Source organism: Williamsia sp. Y844 (genome assembly GCF_056786475.1).
Window position 1 is genome coordinate 186630 of record NZ_JBXCJB010000001.1, and the last position, 15262, is coordinate 201891.

General features: G+C 65.2%; 15 protein-coding genes. 7 read left to right on the top strand and 8 right to left on the bottom strand.

Going from position 1 to position 15262, the window contains the following annotated elements:
• Nucleotides 1-3: 3 nt before the first annotated feature.
• Nucleotides 4-1506, bottom strand: a complete 1503-nt coding sequence (gene gatB / locus AC1TQG_RS00920; protein WP_482135078.1) for an Asp-tRNA(Asn)/Glu-tRNA(Gln) amidotransferase subunit GatB — start codon at nucleotides 1504-1506, stop codon at nucleotides 4-6.
• 191 nt (nucleotides 1507-1697) lie between these two features.
• Between gatB and AC1TQG_RS00925 the strand changes: the two genes are divergently transcribed.
• The 3 genes from AC1TQG_RS00925 to AC1TQG_RS00935 are packed head-to-tail and all read left to right on the top strand — an operon-like array spanning nucleotide 1698 to nucleotide 4734.
• Nucleotides 1698-2927: an ABC transporter substrate-binding protein gene (locus tag AC1TQG_RS00925; protein WP_482135079.1), complete on the top strand. Its 1230-nt coding sequence runs from the start codon at nucleotides 1698-1700 to the stop codon at nucleotides 2925-2927.
• Complete coding sequence (locus AC1TQG_RS00930) at nucleotides 2924-3946, top strand: FecCD family ABC transporter permease (RefSeq protein ID WP_482135080.1); 1023 nt, start codon at nucleotides 2924-2926, stop codon at nucleotides 3944-3946. Before AC1TQG_RS00925 ends, AC1TQG_RS00930 begins: the two co-directional genes overlap by 4 nt.
• Complete coding sequence (locus AC1TQG_RS00935; RefSeq protein ID WP_482135081.1) at nucleotides 3943-4734, top strand: ABC transporter ATP-binding protein; 792 nt, start codon at nucleotides 3943-3945, stop codon at nucleotides 4732-4734. The genes AC1TQG_RS00930 and AC1TQG_RS00935 overlap by 4 nt, the downstream gene beginning before the upstream one ends.
• A gap of 76 nt (nucleotides 4735-4810) precedes the next feature.
• Here AC1TQG_RS00935 and AC1TQG_RS00940 read toward each other — a convergent pair whose 3' ends face one another.
• The 3 genes from AC1TQG_RS00940 to AC1TQG_RS00950 form a co-directional block, all read right to left on the bottom strand.
• Entirely contained in the window at nucleotides 4811-5845 is a 1035-nt protein-coding gene (locus tag AC1TQG_RS00940; RefSeq protein WP_482135082.1) for an ATP-dependent 6-phosphofructokinase, read from the bottom strand.
• Between the two features lie 122 nt (nucleotides 5846-5967).
• The gene (locus AC1TQG_RS00945; protein ID WP_482135083.1) at nucleotides 5968-6621 is read right to left on the bottom strand and encodes a response regulator; all 654 of its coding nucleotides are present in this window, start codon (nucleotides 6619-6621) and stop codon (nucleotides 5968-5970) included.
• Nucleotides 6622-6649: 28 nt separating this feature from the next.
• The gene (locus AC1TQG_RS00950; protein WP_482135084.1) at nucleotides 6650-7909 is read right to left on the bottom strand and encodes a sensor histidine kinase; all 1260 of its coding nucleotides are present in this window, start codon (nucleotides 7907-7909) and stop codon (nucleotides 6650-6652) included.
• A 164-nt stretch (nucleotides 7910-8073) separates the two neighbouring features.
• Here AC1TQG_RS00950 and AC1TQG_RS00955 point away from each other — a divergent pair, with 164 nt between their 5' ends.
• Both AC1TQG_RS00955 and AC1TQG_RS00960 read left to right on the top strand, forming a co-directional pair.
• Nucleotides 8074-8688, top strand: coding sequence for a hypothetical protein (locus tag AC1TQG_RS00955; RefSeq protein WP_482135085.1), 615 nt, complete (start codon nucleotides 8074-8076; stop codon nucleotides 8686-8688).
• Between the two features lie 11 nt (nucleotides 8689-8699).
• Complete coding sequence (locus tag AC1TQG_RS00960) at nucleotides 8700-9914, top strand: alpha/beta-hydrolase family protein (RefSeq protein WP_482135086.1); 1215 nt, start codon at nucleotides 8700-8702, stop codon at nucleotides 9912-9914.
• A 59-nt stretch (nucleotides 9915-9973) separates the two neighbouring features.
• Here the strand turns inward: AC1TQG_RS00960 and gatA are convergent, their stop codons facing one another.
• Both gatA and gatC read right to left on the bottom strand, forming a co-directional pair.
• Nucleotides 9974-11467, bottom strand: coding sequence for an Asp-tRNA(Asn)/Glu-tRNA(Gln) amidotransferase subunit GatA (gene gatA / locus AC1TQG_RS00965; protein WP_482135087.1), 1494 nt, complete (start codon nucleotides 11465-11467; stop codon nucleotides 9974-9976).
• A complete protein-coding gene (gene gatC, locus AC1TQG_RS00970) occupies nucleotides 11464-11763 on the bottom strand; it encodes an Asp-tRNA(Asn)/Glu-tRNA(Gln) amidotransferase subunit GatC (RefSeq protein WP_482135088.1) in 300 nt (99 codons plus the stop codon). Before gatC ends, gatA begins: the two co-directional genes overlap by 4 nt.
• A 175-nt stretch (nucleotides 11764-11938) precedes the next feature.
• Here gatC and AC1TQG_RS00975 point away from each other — a divergent pair, with 175 nt between their 5' ends.
• Nucleotides 11939-12280 carry a YbjQ family protein gene (locus AC1TQG_RS00975; protein ID WP_482137218.1) on the top strand — a complete coding sequence of 114 codons (342 nt, stop codon included), beginning with the start codon at nucleotides 11939-11941 and terminating at the stop codon, nucleotides 12278-12280.
• A 74-nt stretch (nucleotides 12281-12354) separates the two neighbouring features.
• A complete protein-coding gene (locus AC1TQG_RS00980; RefSeq protein ID WP_482135089.1) occupies nucleotides 12355-13023 on the top strand; it encodes an ACT domain-containing protein in 669 nt (222 codons plus the stop codon).
• A gap of 49 nt (nucleotides 13024-13072) precedes the next feature.
• Here AC1TQG_RS00980 and AC1TQG_RS00985 read toward each other — a convergent pair whose 3' ends face one another.
• Nucleotides 13073-13624 (bottom strand): YdcF family protein, encoded by a 552-nt coding sequence (locus tag AC1TQG_RS00985; protein ID WP_482135090.1) that lies wholly within the window; start codon nucleotides 13622-13624, stop codon nucleotides 13073-13075.
• A 123-nt stretch (nucleotides 13625-13747) separates the two neighbouring features.
• Nucleotides 13748-15082 carry a cation:proton antiporter gene (locus AC1TQG_RS00990; RefSeq protein WP_482135091.1) on the bottom strand — a complete coding sequence of 445 codons (1335 nt, stop codon included), beginning with the start codon at nucleotides 15080-15082 and terminating at the stop codon, nucleotides 13748-13750.
• Nucleotides 15083-15262: the final 180 nt, after the last annotated feature.

A 15262-nucleotide genomic window follows, 5' to 3' on the forward strand; every position in this document is an offset into this window, starting at 1 on the left:
CTTCTACTGGCAGGCCGCGAGCACCAGTTCTTTGACCCGGCCTGCGTCGGCCTGGCCACGGGTGGCCTTCATGACGTCGCCGACGATCTTTCCGGCAGCCGCGACCTTGCCGCTGCGGATCTTGTCGGCGATGTCGGGGTTGTTGGCCAGTGCCTCGTCGACCGCCTTCTGCAACGCCGAATCGTCCCGGACGACCTCGAGGCCGCGATCGGCGACGATCTGTTCGGGCTCACCTTCACCGTCGAGAACCGCCGTCAGCACCTGCTGGGCCAGCTTGTTGGTCAGCTTGCCGTCCTCGACAAGCTTGATGACCGTTGCGACCTGCGCCGGGGTGATCGACAGATCCGCCAGGTCGGTACCGCGGGAGTTGGCCTGCTGCGCCAGGAACGACACCCACCAGCTGCGGGCCGCATCGACCGGTGCACCGGCGTCGACGGTCGCAATGATCAGGTCCACGGCACCGACATTGACGAGGTCACGCATCACCGCGTCGGAGACGCCCCACTCTTCCTGGATCCGCGCCCGGCGCAGCCACGGAAGCTCTGGCAGGGTGGCCCGGATCTCCTCGATCCACGCGGAATCCGGTTGTACCGGAGGCAGATCCGGTTCCGGGAAGTAGCGGTAGTCCTCGGCGGTCTCCTTGCGGCGACCGGCCGACGTCGACCCGTCGGTCTCCTGGAAGTGCCGGGTCTCCTGGATGATCTCGACACCGGCCTTGAGCAACGCGGCCTGACGGCGCATCTCGTAACGCACCGCCACCTCGACACTCTTGAGCGAGTTGACGTTCTTGGTCTCGGTGCGGGTTCCGAACTCGGTGGCGCCCTTGGGCATCAACGACAGGTTCGCATCGCAGCGCATCGAGCCCTGGTCCATCCGGACGTCGGAGACATTGAGCGACTTGAGCAAGTCACGCAGGGCCGTGACGTAGGCGCGGGCCACCTCGGGTGCACGGGCGCCTGCGCCTTCGATGGTCTTGGACACGACCTCGATCAGCGGCACGCCGGCCCGGTTGTAGTCGAGCAGCGAATGGCTGGCACCGGAGATACGTCCGGTTCCGCCGACGTGCAGCGATTTGCCGGTGTCCTCTTCCATGTGGGCGCGCTCGATCTCGACCCGCCAGGTGGTGCCGTCGTCCAGCACCACATCGAGGTAACCCTCATAGGCGATCGGGTCGTCGTACTGCGAGATCTGGTAGTTCTTCGGCTGATCCGGGTAGAAGTAGTTTTTCCGGGCGAAGGTGCTCGATGGCCGGATGGAGCAGTTGAGGGCCAGCCCGATCCGGATAGCCGATTCGATGGCTTTCTCGTTGACGACGGGCAGCGAGCCCGGCAGTCCGATGCACACCGGGCAGACCTGCGTGTTCGGTTCGGCGCCGAAGGTCGTGGGGCAACCACAGAACATCTTGGTCTCGGTGCCCAGCTCGACGTGCACCTCCATACCCATCACCGGGTCGAAGTCGGCGATGACGTCGTCGTAGTCGAGCAGTTCGGTGGTCACAGCAGTCATGACACGTAGTTTAAACCGGCTCGAACCTGCAGGTTATAGTCGGTTCGCCGTGCGAGTGGGAAATCCGGTTTCAATCCGGGACGGTCGCGCCACTGTGAGATCACCGAGAGGTGATGAGTCAGAACACCGCAGCACGGTAGATATCCATCGAGTGCGGGACGCGTATATCCCGCAGAGGAGACGCCGTGCCCGTGCCATCGCCATTCCGATCCATTTCATCGTCTGCGCGCAGCGGCCGTGCCCGCAAGGGTCCGCAAGCCCTCATCGGTGTCGCCGCACTCGTCGCGACACTGCTCACCGCCTGCTCGGACGGTGGCAGCGACGACGATCAGGCCGTCGACGACCGCGATTGCATCGTCGACTTCGACGCCGACACCGACTACTACCCGGAGAAGTTGTCGATCGAATACGCCGACAACTTCGATCTGGACTACCGCGACTCGTACATCGTGGCGACCGTCAACGGGACGAGCACGGATCAAAAGGACACGTTCGTGTTCACCAAGTGCGGCGCGCCCACACCCGAGCTGACCGAAGACCTCGCAGGCGCCACGGTCATCGACTCCCCCGCGTCCAGCCTGTTCCTCGGGTCGACCACGCAGCTCGCCGCTTTGGCAGAGCTCGATCAACTCGATGTGGTGACCGGTTTCGCCAACAGTGACTACGTCTACGGCGAGGCGGAGACCAAAGCGGTTGCCTCACTGCCGCAGTACGCGCCGACCGGTGAGATCGACCCGGAAATGGTGGTCTCGGCCAAACCGCAGCTGTTGATCACCGACTATCCAACCGACCGATCGCTGGCACAGATCGAAAAGGCCGGAGTGCCGGTGATGATCAACAGCGACTGGCTCGAGGTCGATCCACTGGGCCGTGCGGAGTGGATCAAACTGTATGCGGCACTGACCAATACCGAAGAAGCCGCCAACGAGTTCTTCGACGGGGTCGCCCAGAACTACAACGACACCAAGGCGATGGTCGGGGGCTCGTCACCGGTGGAGGCCGTGCTCGGACTGCCTTACCAGGGCACCTGGTACATCCCCGGCGGTGGTAGCTACGGTGCGACGCTGATGAAGGCGGCCGGAATCACCTACGCCTGGGTCGATAATCCCTCGACCGGCAGCATCTCCGAAGACATCGACACCGTGTACTCGCGCGCAGGCACTGCGCCGCTGGCCCTGAGCAGCGAAAGCACCGCGACGCTGGCCGACGCCATTACCACCGATCCGCGGATCGCACAGTTCGCCGCCTACCGCGACAACAACGCCTGGTCCGCGTCCGCACAGGTCAACGACGCCGGCGCCAACAACTACTTCGAACTCGGCGCCATCCGGCCGGATCTGACGCTCGCCGACCTGATCGCGATCGCGCACCCGGATCAGATGCCCGACCACACGTTCACCTTCTACAAGAAGCTGAGTTGAGCCGGACCTCCTGGACCATCGCCGGCCTGCTGCTGGCGGTGGTCGCCGCGCTGATCGCGGCGATGTCGGTCGGGTCGACGATCATCCCGATCGGCAACTGTTTTCAGTATCTGTTCACCGGGGATGCCGGCGCCACCGAGTACACCACGCTGCTGCACGAGTTCCGGATGCCACGGATCGTCACCGCGATCCTGGCCGGTCTGGCGATGGCTCTGGCCGGCCTGCTGATGCAGGCGATCTTCGCCAATCCCCTTGCCGAGCCCTACATTCTCGGTGTCTCGGCAGGCGCGAGCTTCGGTGTCGCGGTGGTGACGCTCGGTGCCGGTGGCGCCTTCCTCACGGTCGCCGACGATCACCAGACCTCGGTGACGGTCGCGGCAGCACTCGGAGCGGCCGCCGTGATGGGCGTGGTTGTGATTCTCTCCCAATGGATCACGTCGTCGTCGTGGCTGCTGATCACCGGTGTCATGCTGGGTTCTGTGGTGAGTTCGATCGTGTCGTTCATGCTCGCCTACGCCAGCCCCGGCGACATCCGCGAGTTCGTGATGTGGGGCCTCGGATCGTTCTCCGGTGTGTTGTGGGAAGACCTACAGATCCTGGCCCCGGTCGTGGCCGTCGGCGCCGTCGTGACGATCGCCATGATCCCGGCGTTGAACGCGCTCCTACTCGGCGAGGCCTACGCCAGGACCATGGGCATCCGGATGAACCTGACGCGGGTCGGCGCAGTGGTCGCCACCGCGCTGCTGGCGGGTTCGGTCACCGCCTACTGCGGGCCCATCGCATTCATCGGTATCGCGGCGCCACACGTCGCCCGGATCGCGCTCGGCAAGTCCGACCATCGGGTGGTGCTGCCGGTTGCCGCGCTGGTGGGCATCGTCATCGCCCTGATCTGCGCCGCACTGACAACCATGCCGGGCCGCGACGGCATCCTGCCGATCAACGTGCTGACCGCATTCTTCGGCGCACCGATCGTGGTCCTGGTCCTGGTCCGGTCACTGCGATCGGGGGCAACCCGATGACCTCACTCGAACTGTCGAAGCTGCGGGTCGGATATCGCAGACACCGTTTCGGCGGCAACGACAACCAGATCCTGCAGGCGGCCGACATCACTGCCGAACCCGGTGTGGTGACCGCGGTGATCGGTGCCAACGGCACCGGCAAGTCGACGTTGCTGCGGACCCTCGCCGGACTGCAGCCGGCCCTGGGTGGCACGGCAAACCTGGGCGGCCACCACCTGCTGACGATGAGCCCGGCGTCCCGCGCCCGCGAGGTTGCGGTGGTGCTCACCGACCGCGTCGACGACAGCGGTCTGCTGACCGCCCGCGCCCTCGTCGAACTCGGCCGCACGCCCTATCACTCCTGGATTCCGGGCCGGTCGTCACAGGTCGCACCCATCGTCGACGAAGCCCTCGCCCGGATGGGAGCCTCGGCGTTCGCCGAACGCCGGATCGGTGAACTGTCCGACGGCCAACGCCAGCGGGTGCTGATCGCCCGTGCGCTGGCCCAGGAACCACAGCTGCTGATCCTCGACGAACCGAGTTCCTTCCTCGATGTCGCCGCCCGCACCGAATTGCTGTTGGTACTGCGAAAACTGGCCGCCGAGACCGGAATCGTGGTGGTGATGTCGACCCACGACGTGGAGGTTGCACTGCGGATCGTCGGACCGGTCTGGCTCGCCCGCCGAGACGGGAACCTGGTGGCCGCCACCGCCGATCAACTGGTCGACGACGGTACGATCGCCACCGAATTCGACTCCCCCACAGTCCGTTTCAACAGTGAAGCGAGACTCTTCGAACCCCGCGTCTGACCCGAAAGTGTGCCCTTTTGGCGACACCCACCTGGGGTTTTGTTCGCCAAAAGGGCACAGAATCGGGGGTTGGGGGTCAGCCGAAGAAGGCGGCGGCGTCCTCGTAGCGGTTCTGGGGAACGAGTTTGAGTTCTTTGACGGCGTCGCCGAGTGGGACGAGCCCGATGTTCTGGCCCTGCAGGCTCACCATCTGCCCGGTGTCGCCGTTGTGCGCGGCGTCGGAGGCGTTGACTCCGAAACGGGTCGCGAGGACGCGGTCGAAGGGGGTCGGTTTGCCGCCGCGTTGCACATGGCCGAGCACCGTTGTCCGGACTTCTTTGTTGATCCGGCGTTCGATCTCCACGGCCAACTGCTGTGCGACCCCGGTGAAACGTTCATGACCGAACTCGTCGGTCCCGCCCTTGACCATCTCGAAGGCGTCCCCCTCCCGGGGTTTTGCGCCTTCGGCGACCACACAGATGAAATGCGAGTCACCACGCTGGAACCTGCGCTTCACCAGGCGGCAGACCTCTTCGACGTCAAAGGGCTGTTCGGGGATGAGGATCATGTGTGCGCCGGACGCGATGCCGGAATGCAGCGCGATCCATCCGGCGTGACGGCCCATCACCTCGACGAGCATCACCCGCTGGTGCGACTCCGCGGTGCTGTGCAGGCGGTCGATGGCGTCGGTGGCCACGGTCAGAGCGGTATCGAAACCGAAAGTGACGTCGGTGCAATTGATGTCGTTGTCGATGGTTTTCGGGACACCGACCACCGGCACCCCTTCGTTGGACAGCCAGCTCGCCGCGGTCAGCGTGCCCTCGCCACCGATCGGGATGAGTACGTCGATACCGTTGTCGTCCAACGTCTGCCGGATCTGATCGAGTCCGGCGCGCAACTTGTCGGGATGGGTGCGGGCGGTACCGAGCATGGTGCCGCCCTTGGCCAGCAGCCGGTCGTTGCGGTCATCGGCGGCCAGATGGATCCGCCGGTCTTCGAGTAGTCCCCGCCAGCCGTCGAGAAATCCGACCACCGCCGAACCGTATCGGACCTCGCTGGTTCGGACCACGGCACGGATGACTGCGTTCAATCCCGGGCAGTCGCCGCCACCGGTAAGCACTCCAATGCGCATCAGGTGTCCTGCTCCTCGTCTGACGGTTGTCACAACGGCGGGCGTTTGTCCCGCCGTTGTCAATTGTGCTACCGATCTCCGAGTCTGGCTGGACTACGGTTGCACGACGTCATCCAAGGAGGTCAGCGCACTCCGTTTTCGAAGGCGTAGACAACGGCCTGCGCCCGGTCGCGCAGATGCAGCTTCGAGAGCACGTTGCTGACATGGGTCTTGACGGTCTGTTCGGCGACAAACAGATGGCCGGCGATCTCGGCATTCGACTTGCCCTCGGCAACCTGCTCGAGCACCTCGCGCTCGCGCGGTGTCAGAGCCGCCAACTCCCCCGGTTCTGCCTTACGCGGCCGATGTCGGCTGTTCACCTCCGCGATGAGACGACGCGTCACCGACGGCGCCAACAGTGCCTCACCGGCAGAGACCACGCGAACCGCACGCACCAACTCTTCGGCGGGTGCATCTTTGAGCATGAATCCGGACGCCCCGATCCGCAGCGCCTGGTAGACGTAGTCGTCGATGTCGAAGGTGGTGAGCATCAGGATCTTGCTCGGCACCCGCAGCGGGCCGGTGAGCAATTGTTCGGCCGCGGCCAACCCGTCGAGGATCGGCATGCGGACATCCATCAGCACCACATCGGGATGCAACGCGCGGACACCTTTCACCGCGGCCTGACCGTCAGCGGCATCACCCACCACCGAGATGTCGGGCTGCGCGGCCAACAGCGCGCCAAAACCCTGACGCACCATTGCCTGATCGTCTGCGATGAACACCGTGATCGACACCCGGCCAACCCTACTTTCACTCGGGCAATCAGACGTTGTTCGGCCCGGGAAGTTCCGGCGCACCGACCACTCGGAGCGGCAGAGCAGCACGGACCACAAACCCACCACCCGGTTGCGGCGCTGCCGACAACACCCCACCGACCGCCTTTGCCCGCTCGATCATCCCCGGAATCCCTTGCCCACCTGACGACTCCAGATTGATCGGCTGCCCGGTGGATGCGGTGTTGGCAATCGTGACGTTCAGATCGTCACCGCGTACCGACAATTCGACGGTGACCTGGGCGCCGACGGCGTACCGGGTGGTGTTGGCCAACGACTCCTGAACGATGCGGTAGGCAACCAGCGCACAGGTATCTCCGACCTGCTCACCGGTCGACAACGGGTGATACGTGACATCAACACCGGCTCCGCGGGTCGCCGCGACGATCCCGCCGATCTGTTCCAATCCGGGGTTGGGATTGCGCGCATACGCCTCGGCGCCCGGCGAATCATCCTCCAGTCGAAGCACTCCCAACATCATCCGCACCTCGTCGAGAGCTTCCCGGGCCACATCGGCGATGGCATCGAACTCCGCAGCCGCCTCCTCCCCGACTCCGTCGACGCGATACTTGGCGGTCTGCGCCTGCACCACCACCACCGACATCCGGTGTGCAACAACGTCATGGAGGTCGCGGGCGATCCGGGTTCGTTCGGAAAGCACTGCATTCTTGGACTTCTCGGTGTCCTTCAACACTGTCTGCTGCGCCAACGCGACCCGCGACCGGACGATGATCCGGATCAAGATGCAGATGACGGCCGCGATGCTGAGCCCCACCACCCAGCCGACCTGGGCTTCCGGCGGTGTCGCCTGATACATCACAAAGCTGGACACCGCCCAGAAGACCGGAAGCAATCGCAACGGCGCCCGCAGATACGCCAACACGGTCAGGACGAGGATCTCGATCAGGTGCACCACCGAAATCGTGTAATTCCAGTCGTTGACCGGATCGATGGTCAGTCCGATGAGCTGTGCCGACACCACCGAGATCGCCCAGCCCAGGGTCGGATTGGACCAGCCGAGCATGATCGGGAACGCGGCAAACGCCGCGACGATCGGCATGACGGCAGGCCGCACATCGTGTGTCTGCGACAACGTCGGCCAGGCAATCGAATACATGATCAACGCGACCAGCGTGAGGAATATGTTGATCCGGTGCCCCAAGAATCGAGCGACCGCAGGGTCGGCTGCGATCGGCAATTTCTTGACCTCGCCGACCACGTAGTCGGCAGGCGCTGTCCACAGTTTCACCTCTACCACGCTAGCTCCCCTTTCCTGGTTGGGCCTCATACCTGAGAGTGAGATCGAGACGCCCCCGCAGTAGCGGACGGCGGCGCAACTCACCCGAACACGGCGCACGCATACACCCCGGTCGACCGATGTGTCGCAGTGCCTGCGATTTCTAGGTTGATCTCATGCGAGCTGCCGCAAGTCGAATCTTCCTGTCCAGCATGGTGATCAGCACAGTCCTGGCGGTGGGTATGTGGCCCGCCGCAGCGAACGCCACCTCGGCGCCCGTCGGCATGTCCGCAACCGAGATCGCCGAACGTCAGAGCCCGGCCGGAATGGTTGTCACTGCACTGACAGGACCCGACCCGCAGCAGGCGATCACGTCACTGCCGGACGATTTTGCGGCGCTGCTCGACTATCGGCCGCAGTTGACAGGCGGGCTGCCGAGCAACCCAGAAGGAGCATGTTCGTCTCCCATCCCCCTCCCCGATCGTTTCGAAGATCTCTGCAAGGCACATGACTTCGGCTACGACCTCTTGCGCTACGCACAGCGCCACGGTCAACCGCTGGGCCCCTGGGCACGAACGTCGCTGGATCGCATGCTGATCGAGGCGATGCACGACTCCTGCAGCAACCCGTCCTGCCACTGGGCCGCGGACCTGGCGCGAATCGGTTTGGCGTTCAACACCTGGCGCCAGCATGCCGGTGCGCCCGTGAGCAAAGAATCATTGCCATCGATTGTGGTGACCTCGGTTCAGCGCGGCGGCGAATCCCTCGCCTCGCTGGTGGGTCTGGCATGAGAACGCCACGTGTGAGTACGCGAGCGCGCAGAGCACCGAGCTGGCCCCGTCCACTGACCAGCATCGGCGCATTGAGCGGAGCCGCACTGGCACTCGCGCCGGCATCTCTGCCGCGCGGGGCGTTGGTGGCCGGACTGCTCCTGGCCGCATTCGGCGGACTGGGCGCGTTGTTCGGCCGGGTCGCCGGAGGGAGGTGGCCGGGCAATATTCGATCGCGGCGGTACACCGGATGGATCTGCGCCGGACTGTTCACCGGCCTGTTCGGCCATATGCTCTGGTGGCAGAACGGATTACGTACACACCTCGACATGTCTCCCGTCGGCTTCTGGTGGATCCTGGGCGCACTGGGTCCGTCAGCGCTGATTGCAGCCGCCTGTTACGTCCGCGCCCGGACGCGGGCAATCGTCGCCGCACTCGCTGTGGTGGCGGTACTGCCGCTGATGCCGTCACCCGCCGGCGCGGCCGGATCCACCCACAGTCCCGCGCAGGAGTTCGTCAGCACGGATGCCACTTCCTCGTCCCTGCGGATCTACGGCGAACTCGACGACCGCGATGTGCAGGTCCGGGCGACCGAAACCGTACGGCACTGGCAGGAGTCCGGCGGATTGCAGCGGCGCGCGGTGGTGATCGCGGTTCCAACCGGATCGGGGTGGGTGGATTCCGATGCCGTCACCGGATTCGAAACCCGTTTCGCCAGCGACGTCAGTGTGATCACGTTGCAGTACAGCGACATTCCGTCATGGCAGGCGTTTGTCTCGTCCCCGCAACCGGCGCGGGACAGTGCCGTGGCGCTGACCGAGGCGGTGGTATCAGCCGTCGAACGATCCCCGACGGAGGACCGCCCCGAGATCTACCTCTACGGCCAGAGCCTGGGCGCGATCGGTGCCGACGCCGCCCGGCGCCACCTCCTCGATGTCGCACCCGACGCGATCTGCCACACGGTTCTCGCCGGCGCACCGGAGGGTTCTGCCACCATCGCCGCACCCGACACCACGGTGCTGGCCAACGGTTCCGACCCGGTCATCCGATGGTCGCCGCGACTGCTCTGGGAATCGCCGCAGCTACCACCCGACCTGCGTTCCGACATGCCCATCCCGCCATGGATCCCGATCGCGGGTTTCGTTCAGGCCAGCGCCGACCTCATCGGGGCACTGTCATTCCCCGCCGGATTCGGTCATCAATATGGCACCGAGCAGGGTCTACTAGCGCCCGGGTGCCACCAATGATGTGCCCTTCTGGCGCACCCCACCTGGGGTTTTGTTCGCCAAAAGGGCACAGGATCGGGCTAGACGATGGGGCCTCGGGCGGCTTCGTAGGCGGCACCGACACGGTAGAGACGTTCGTCGGCCATCGACGGCGCCATGATCTGCAGACCGACGGGCAGTCCGTCGTCCACCGACAGTCCCGACGGCACCGACATGGCGCAGTTGCCCGCCAGGTTGACCGGCAGGGTGCACAGGTCGAACAGGTACATGGCCAGCGGATCGTCGACCTTCTCACCGATCGCGAACGCGGTGGTCGGTGTGGTCGGCGAGATCAGTACGTCCACCGATTCGTAGGCCTTGGCGAAGTCGCGGGCGATGAGCGTCCGAACCTTCTGTGCCTGGCCGTAATACGCGTCGTAGTAGCCCGACGACAGGGCGTAGGTACCGATCATGATGCGGCGCTTGACCTCTGCGCCGAAACCGGCGTCACGGGTCATCGCCATCACCTGGTCGGCGCTGTTGGTGCCGTCGTCGCCGACACGCAATCCGTAACGCATCGCGTCGAAGCGAGCGAGATTGCTCGACACCTCCGACGGCAGGATCAGGTAGTACGCACCCAGTGCGTAGGTGAAGTGCGGGCAGGAGACCTCGACGATCTCGGCGCCGCGCTCTTTCAGCGTTGTCACGGCCGCGTTGAACGATTCGAGCACACCGGCCTGGTAGCCATCACCCTGAAGCTCGGTGACGATGCCGATCCGGACACCCGAAAGATCTTCGGCGGCACCGGCTTTGGCAGCGGCCACCATGTCGGCGATGGGCTTGTTGATCGACGTCGAATCGCGGGGATCGTGTCCAGCGATCACCTGATGCAGCAGTGCGGTGTCCAGGACCGTTCGGGCACAAGGCCCACCCTGATCGAGTGAGGAGGCGCAAGCGACCAGCCCGTACCGCGACACCGTGCCGTACGTCGGCTTGACGCCGACGGTGCCGGTGACCGAAGCCGGCTGCCGCACCGAACCACCGGTGTCGGTACCGATGGCGAGCGGAGCCTGGAACGATGCGAGCGCGGCAGCACTACCGCCGCCCGAACCACCGGGAATCTTGGTGGTGTCCCACGGATTCCGGGTCACGCCGTAGGCGGAGTTCTCGGTGGACGAACCCATCGCGAACTCGTCCATGTTGGTCTTGCCCAGAATCGGGATACCGGCCGCGCGCAGCTTGGCGGTGACCGTGGCGTCGTACGGCGGAACCCAGCCTTCGAGGATCTTCGAACCGCACGTCGTCGGGGCATCGGTCGTGGTGAACACGTCCTTGAGCGCCAACGGAACGCCCGCCAGCGGCGAGGCCGGGGCCTGACCGGCGGCGACGGCCTTGTCGACCTCGGCCGCGGTCGCCAGTGCCTGCTCGGCACCGACGTGCAGGAAGGCATTCAGCTCACCGTCAACCGCCTCGATCCGATCGAGGTGGGCCTGGGTGACCTCGACCGCGGACAGCTCACCGGCGTGGATCTTCGCGGCGAGATCGGCAGCGGACTGCCCGGTGATGGCACCGGACTCTCTGGTGGGGGCGCTCACGCTTCTTCTCCGAGGATCTGGGGGACGGCGAACCGTTGCTGCTCCACTGCGGGCGCACCGGACAGGGCTTGCGCGGGGGTCAGCCCGGGCACGACAACATCCGGACGCAGCACATTGGCCAGGTCGGCGGGATGTGCGGTGCCGGGGACGTCAGCAGCGGCGACCTCGGAGATGTTCGCGACGTGCGACAGGATCGAATCGAGCTGACCGGCGTAATGGTCGAGTTCGTCGTCGGTCAGCGCCAGCCGGGACAGCCGGGCCAGATGCGCTACTTCATCACGCGAGATGGCAGACACGCAGATGCACCCTTTCTTGTCGGTGTGGGCGGCTCACGAACTGTGGGCCAAACCCTTGGGCCAGAGTAGTCGGCCGCCGACCGGTGACAGGCACGGCCGTCCGGTCGCCCGACCGACGATCACACGTGTGGACTCAGAACTGCGCCGCCACAACACCAACCAGTTAGGGTTGCGCATGATCATCGTCACATCCAATGACATCCCGGGCTACCAGATCGCCAATACGATCGGCGAGTGTTTCGGCCTCACCGTTCGTTCACGCCACCTCGGATCGAACATCGGCGCCGGCTTCAAGTCGATGGTGGGTGGAGAACTCAAGGGCATCACCCAGTTGCTGCACGATTGCCGCCAAGAGGCACTCTCACGTCTGGCCACCGAAGCTCAACATCGGGGCGCCAATGCTGTTGTGGCATTCCGATTCGAGACGACCGAGTATGCAGGCACCGGCATCGAGGTCTGCGCATACGGCACCGCAGTCGTCGTCGAACCGCTCGCCGGGAATCCCCCTCAGAACTGACCCTTCCTCCTATCACGCGCCCTGGACCTCGATGTCCGGCGCCTGAACAGCGCCGGACCAACTCCGGTGGGAGAATGACCGGCGTGTCCTACCTGTTGCGCGTCTACCTGCAAGATCGTCCCGGCTCACTCGGTCTGCTGGCCGTGTCACTCGGTTCCGTCGGCGCCGACATCCTCTCGCTCGACGTCGTCGAGCGAGGTGAGGGTTACGCGGTCGATGACATCGTTGTCGAGGTCCCCCGCAGCGCATTGCCCGACACATTGATCACGGCAGCGGAGAAGGTGGACGGGGTTCGCGTCGACTCGATCCGGCCGTATACCGGTCTGCTCGAAACCCATCGCGAACTCGAACTGGTCAACGACATCGCCCGCGCAGGCCGCGATCGCCTGCAGGTGCTGGTCGATTCCGCACCGCGAGTGCTCCGAGTCGACTGGGCGACCATCATCACCGCTGGCGGTGGCGGCGGCGCAATCCAGTTGTTCGGCAGCTCGAGTGCTCCCGAGACCCAGCTGACCGACGCCAGCTGGCTGCCCATCGCCGAGACCGCCGAGCTAAATCCCGAAGCGCCCTGGGTCCCCCAATCGTGGCGCGACATGGACATTCGGCTGGCCGCCGCTCCGATCGGCACGCCCGGCAAGGCGCTGTTGCTCGGACGACCGGGCGGCCCAGACTTCCGGCCGTCCGAAATCGCCCGAATCGGCTACCTGGCGAAAATCGTCACCACGGTGCTCTCGCAGAGCTGACGCCACAGCCGCGAGAAGGCGGGTCGCGGGGGTGCGGGCGGCGCCCCGGTCAGGCGTACGCGGGTTCGACCGCGATGTTTGTATTCTGTTCGGCCACTTGAGTTCTGAACGCTTTCATGGCGCGAGGCATATGAAAGCCGTTGGTCACGATGACCGCGCCGGTGGCTCCGAGGCCTTTGAGCATCGCAACAACTCGGATCGCGTTGTCGTTGGTACTCATGGCTGCGTGCTCGTCAATGACCTGCCAGGGCGCAACTCCCCGTTCGACGAGCTGGAGGTGCATGAAGGTGGCCTCTGATATCGGCAGCGTCCAGGTGTTTCCACCGGTGACGATGATCCGGTTGAGTGGGTGCGCGCGAGCGAGCGCCGCGGCCCGGTCAAGGCGATCCTGCAGGATCGGCGGCGGGTCCCCGCCGGGATCCATGCGCGCACCGAGGACCACGATGTAGCGACCTATCGGATCGGCCGCGAGGAATGCGTCGGTCGAGGCTCCCGGTTCGGCCTCGGCGGGCGGCGGTGTGATTGCTGCAGGCGCCAGAAATGCAGTAAACGCTGTGACAGTCGCGGCCAAAACCACGAATCCCCTCCGTGCAGATTTCATAACCTTCACCATCCTGGAATGTTTTTGTTATTTCTCCGTCCCTCCATCGCAACATTTGAGATGCTTTATGTCGAGTAAATGACAATGTCCGTGTCGTGAATCCGCCCAACCGGCCCGTTCGGTTCACGGTTGATCAGAGGGTGAACCGCGGTGGGCACCGCGGGGGGCGAGGTGCAGCATCACCCTTCGGGTCGAAACCGCCGTCACCGCCACCCGCTCAGGGGCATCGTCGGGCAGGGCCGAAGCCCACCGCCCGTATCGCCCCGCCAGCGGGAACGCACTGAGGCCGTGCGCGAGGATCGAGAACACAACCGTCAGCGAGGCGACCTCGATCAGGTGATCGGAGACCGCGGTCGTCCCCAGTTCCTGCGCCGCGATCATCACGAAGATCACCGTCGCCAGTCCCCGCGGGCCGAACCATCCGACGAACAGGATCGTCTGCCATCCCCACCGACCGCCTGCCATCGCGATGGCCACCGGAACCATCCGGACCACCGTCAACGCACCGACCGCGACCACCACGGTCCGCACGGTGGCGTGCTCGAGCGCCGTCCCGACCATGGTGGCGCCGAACGCCATCCACACCACATAGGACGCCAACAACCCCATCGTCTCGGTGAACTCGGACCGCACGCGCAGCGACGGCGGCGTTGCGAATCCGAAGACCATCCCGCCCACGAACGCCGCGACAAACCCGTTGCCGTCGATCTCGGTCGCGGCCAGATAACACAGCAGCGCCATCGTCAGCACGGCCACCTGCTCCGACAACGGTGACGTCCACCCGCGGCTGCGACACCAGCGGAGCACCCAGCCGCCACCACCGCCGACGACAATCGCGACCACCACGGCAACCGACATCGCCCAGGCGGCATCGAGGACCCAATCGAGAGAACCGAGCTTGCCCGCCTCCGACGCGACCACCGTGATCAGCACCATCACCACCGGCGTGGCCATGCCGTCGTTGAGTCCACTTTCGACATTCAGCATCCGGCGTATCCGGGCGGGGATCCGGGTGTCACTGACCACCACGGCACCGAGTGCGGCGTCGGTCGGTGCGAGTAGTGCGGCGATCAGCGCGGCCACCACCCAGCCACGATCGGGGAACATCCAGAATGCGAGCAGGGTGCCCGCGAGCAGAGTGAGCGGCAAGCCGATCAGCAGCAACCGGGTCGGCGGTCCCGAATCGCCCTCGACGTCGCGCAGTCGCAAGTGCGAGGCGTCCGAGAACAGCAGCAGGGCAAGGGTCAACTCGGCGACCGTCAGCAACCAGTGGCCACCCGGATCCACCTGGACGAGCCCGAGACCGGAGGCCCCGATCAGCACCCCGATCGCCACGAACACCATCGGCGCACTCACCCGCGCCCGATCCAGTCGCGCCGACACGATCGAATAGACGAACACCGAACCAACGAGCACCAGCGGAACCGCCGAATGGATGGTCTCCTGGTGGTCGCTCATGACTGCGCGCCCCGACACCACACGACAGCCGCTCGCCGATCACTCACCGAGCCGCGGATATCGATTGCCGGACCCCCGAATCGGTTGGTATGCCCCGACGCCCAGAACGCGCCCGACTACCAGCATCGGCAGCGGCGGCGCCGCGCGCATCACCCGAAACGGGTGACCACCAGCCGCGAT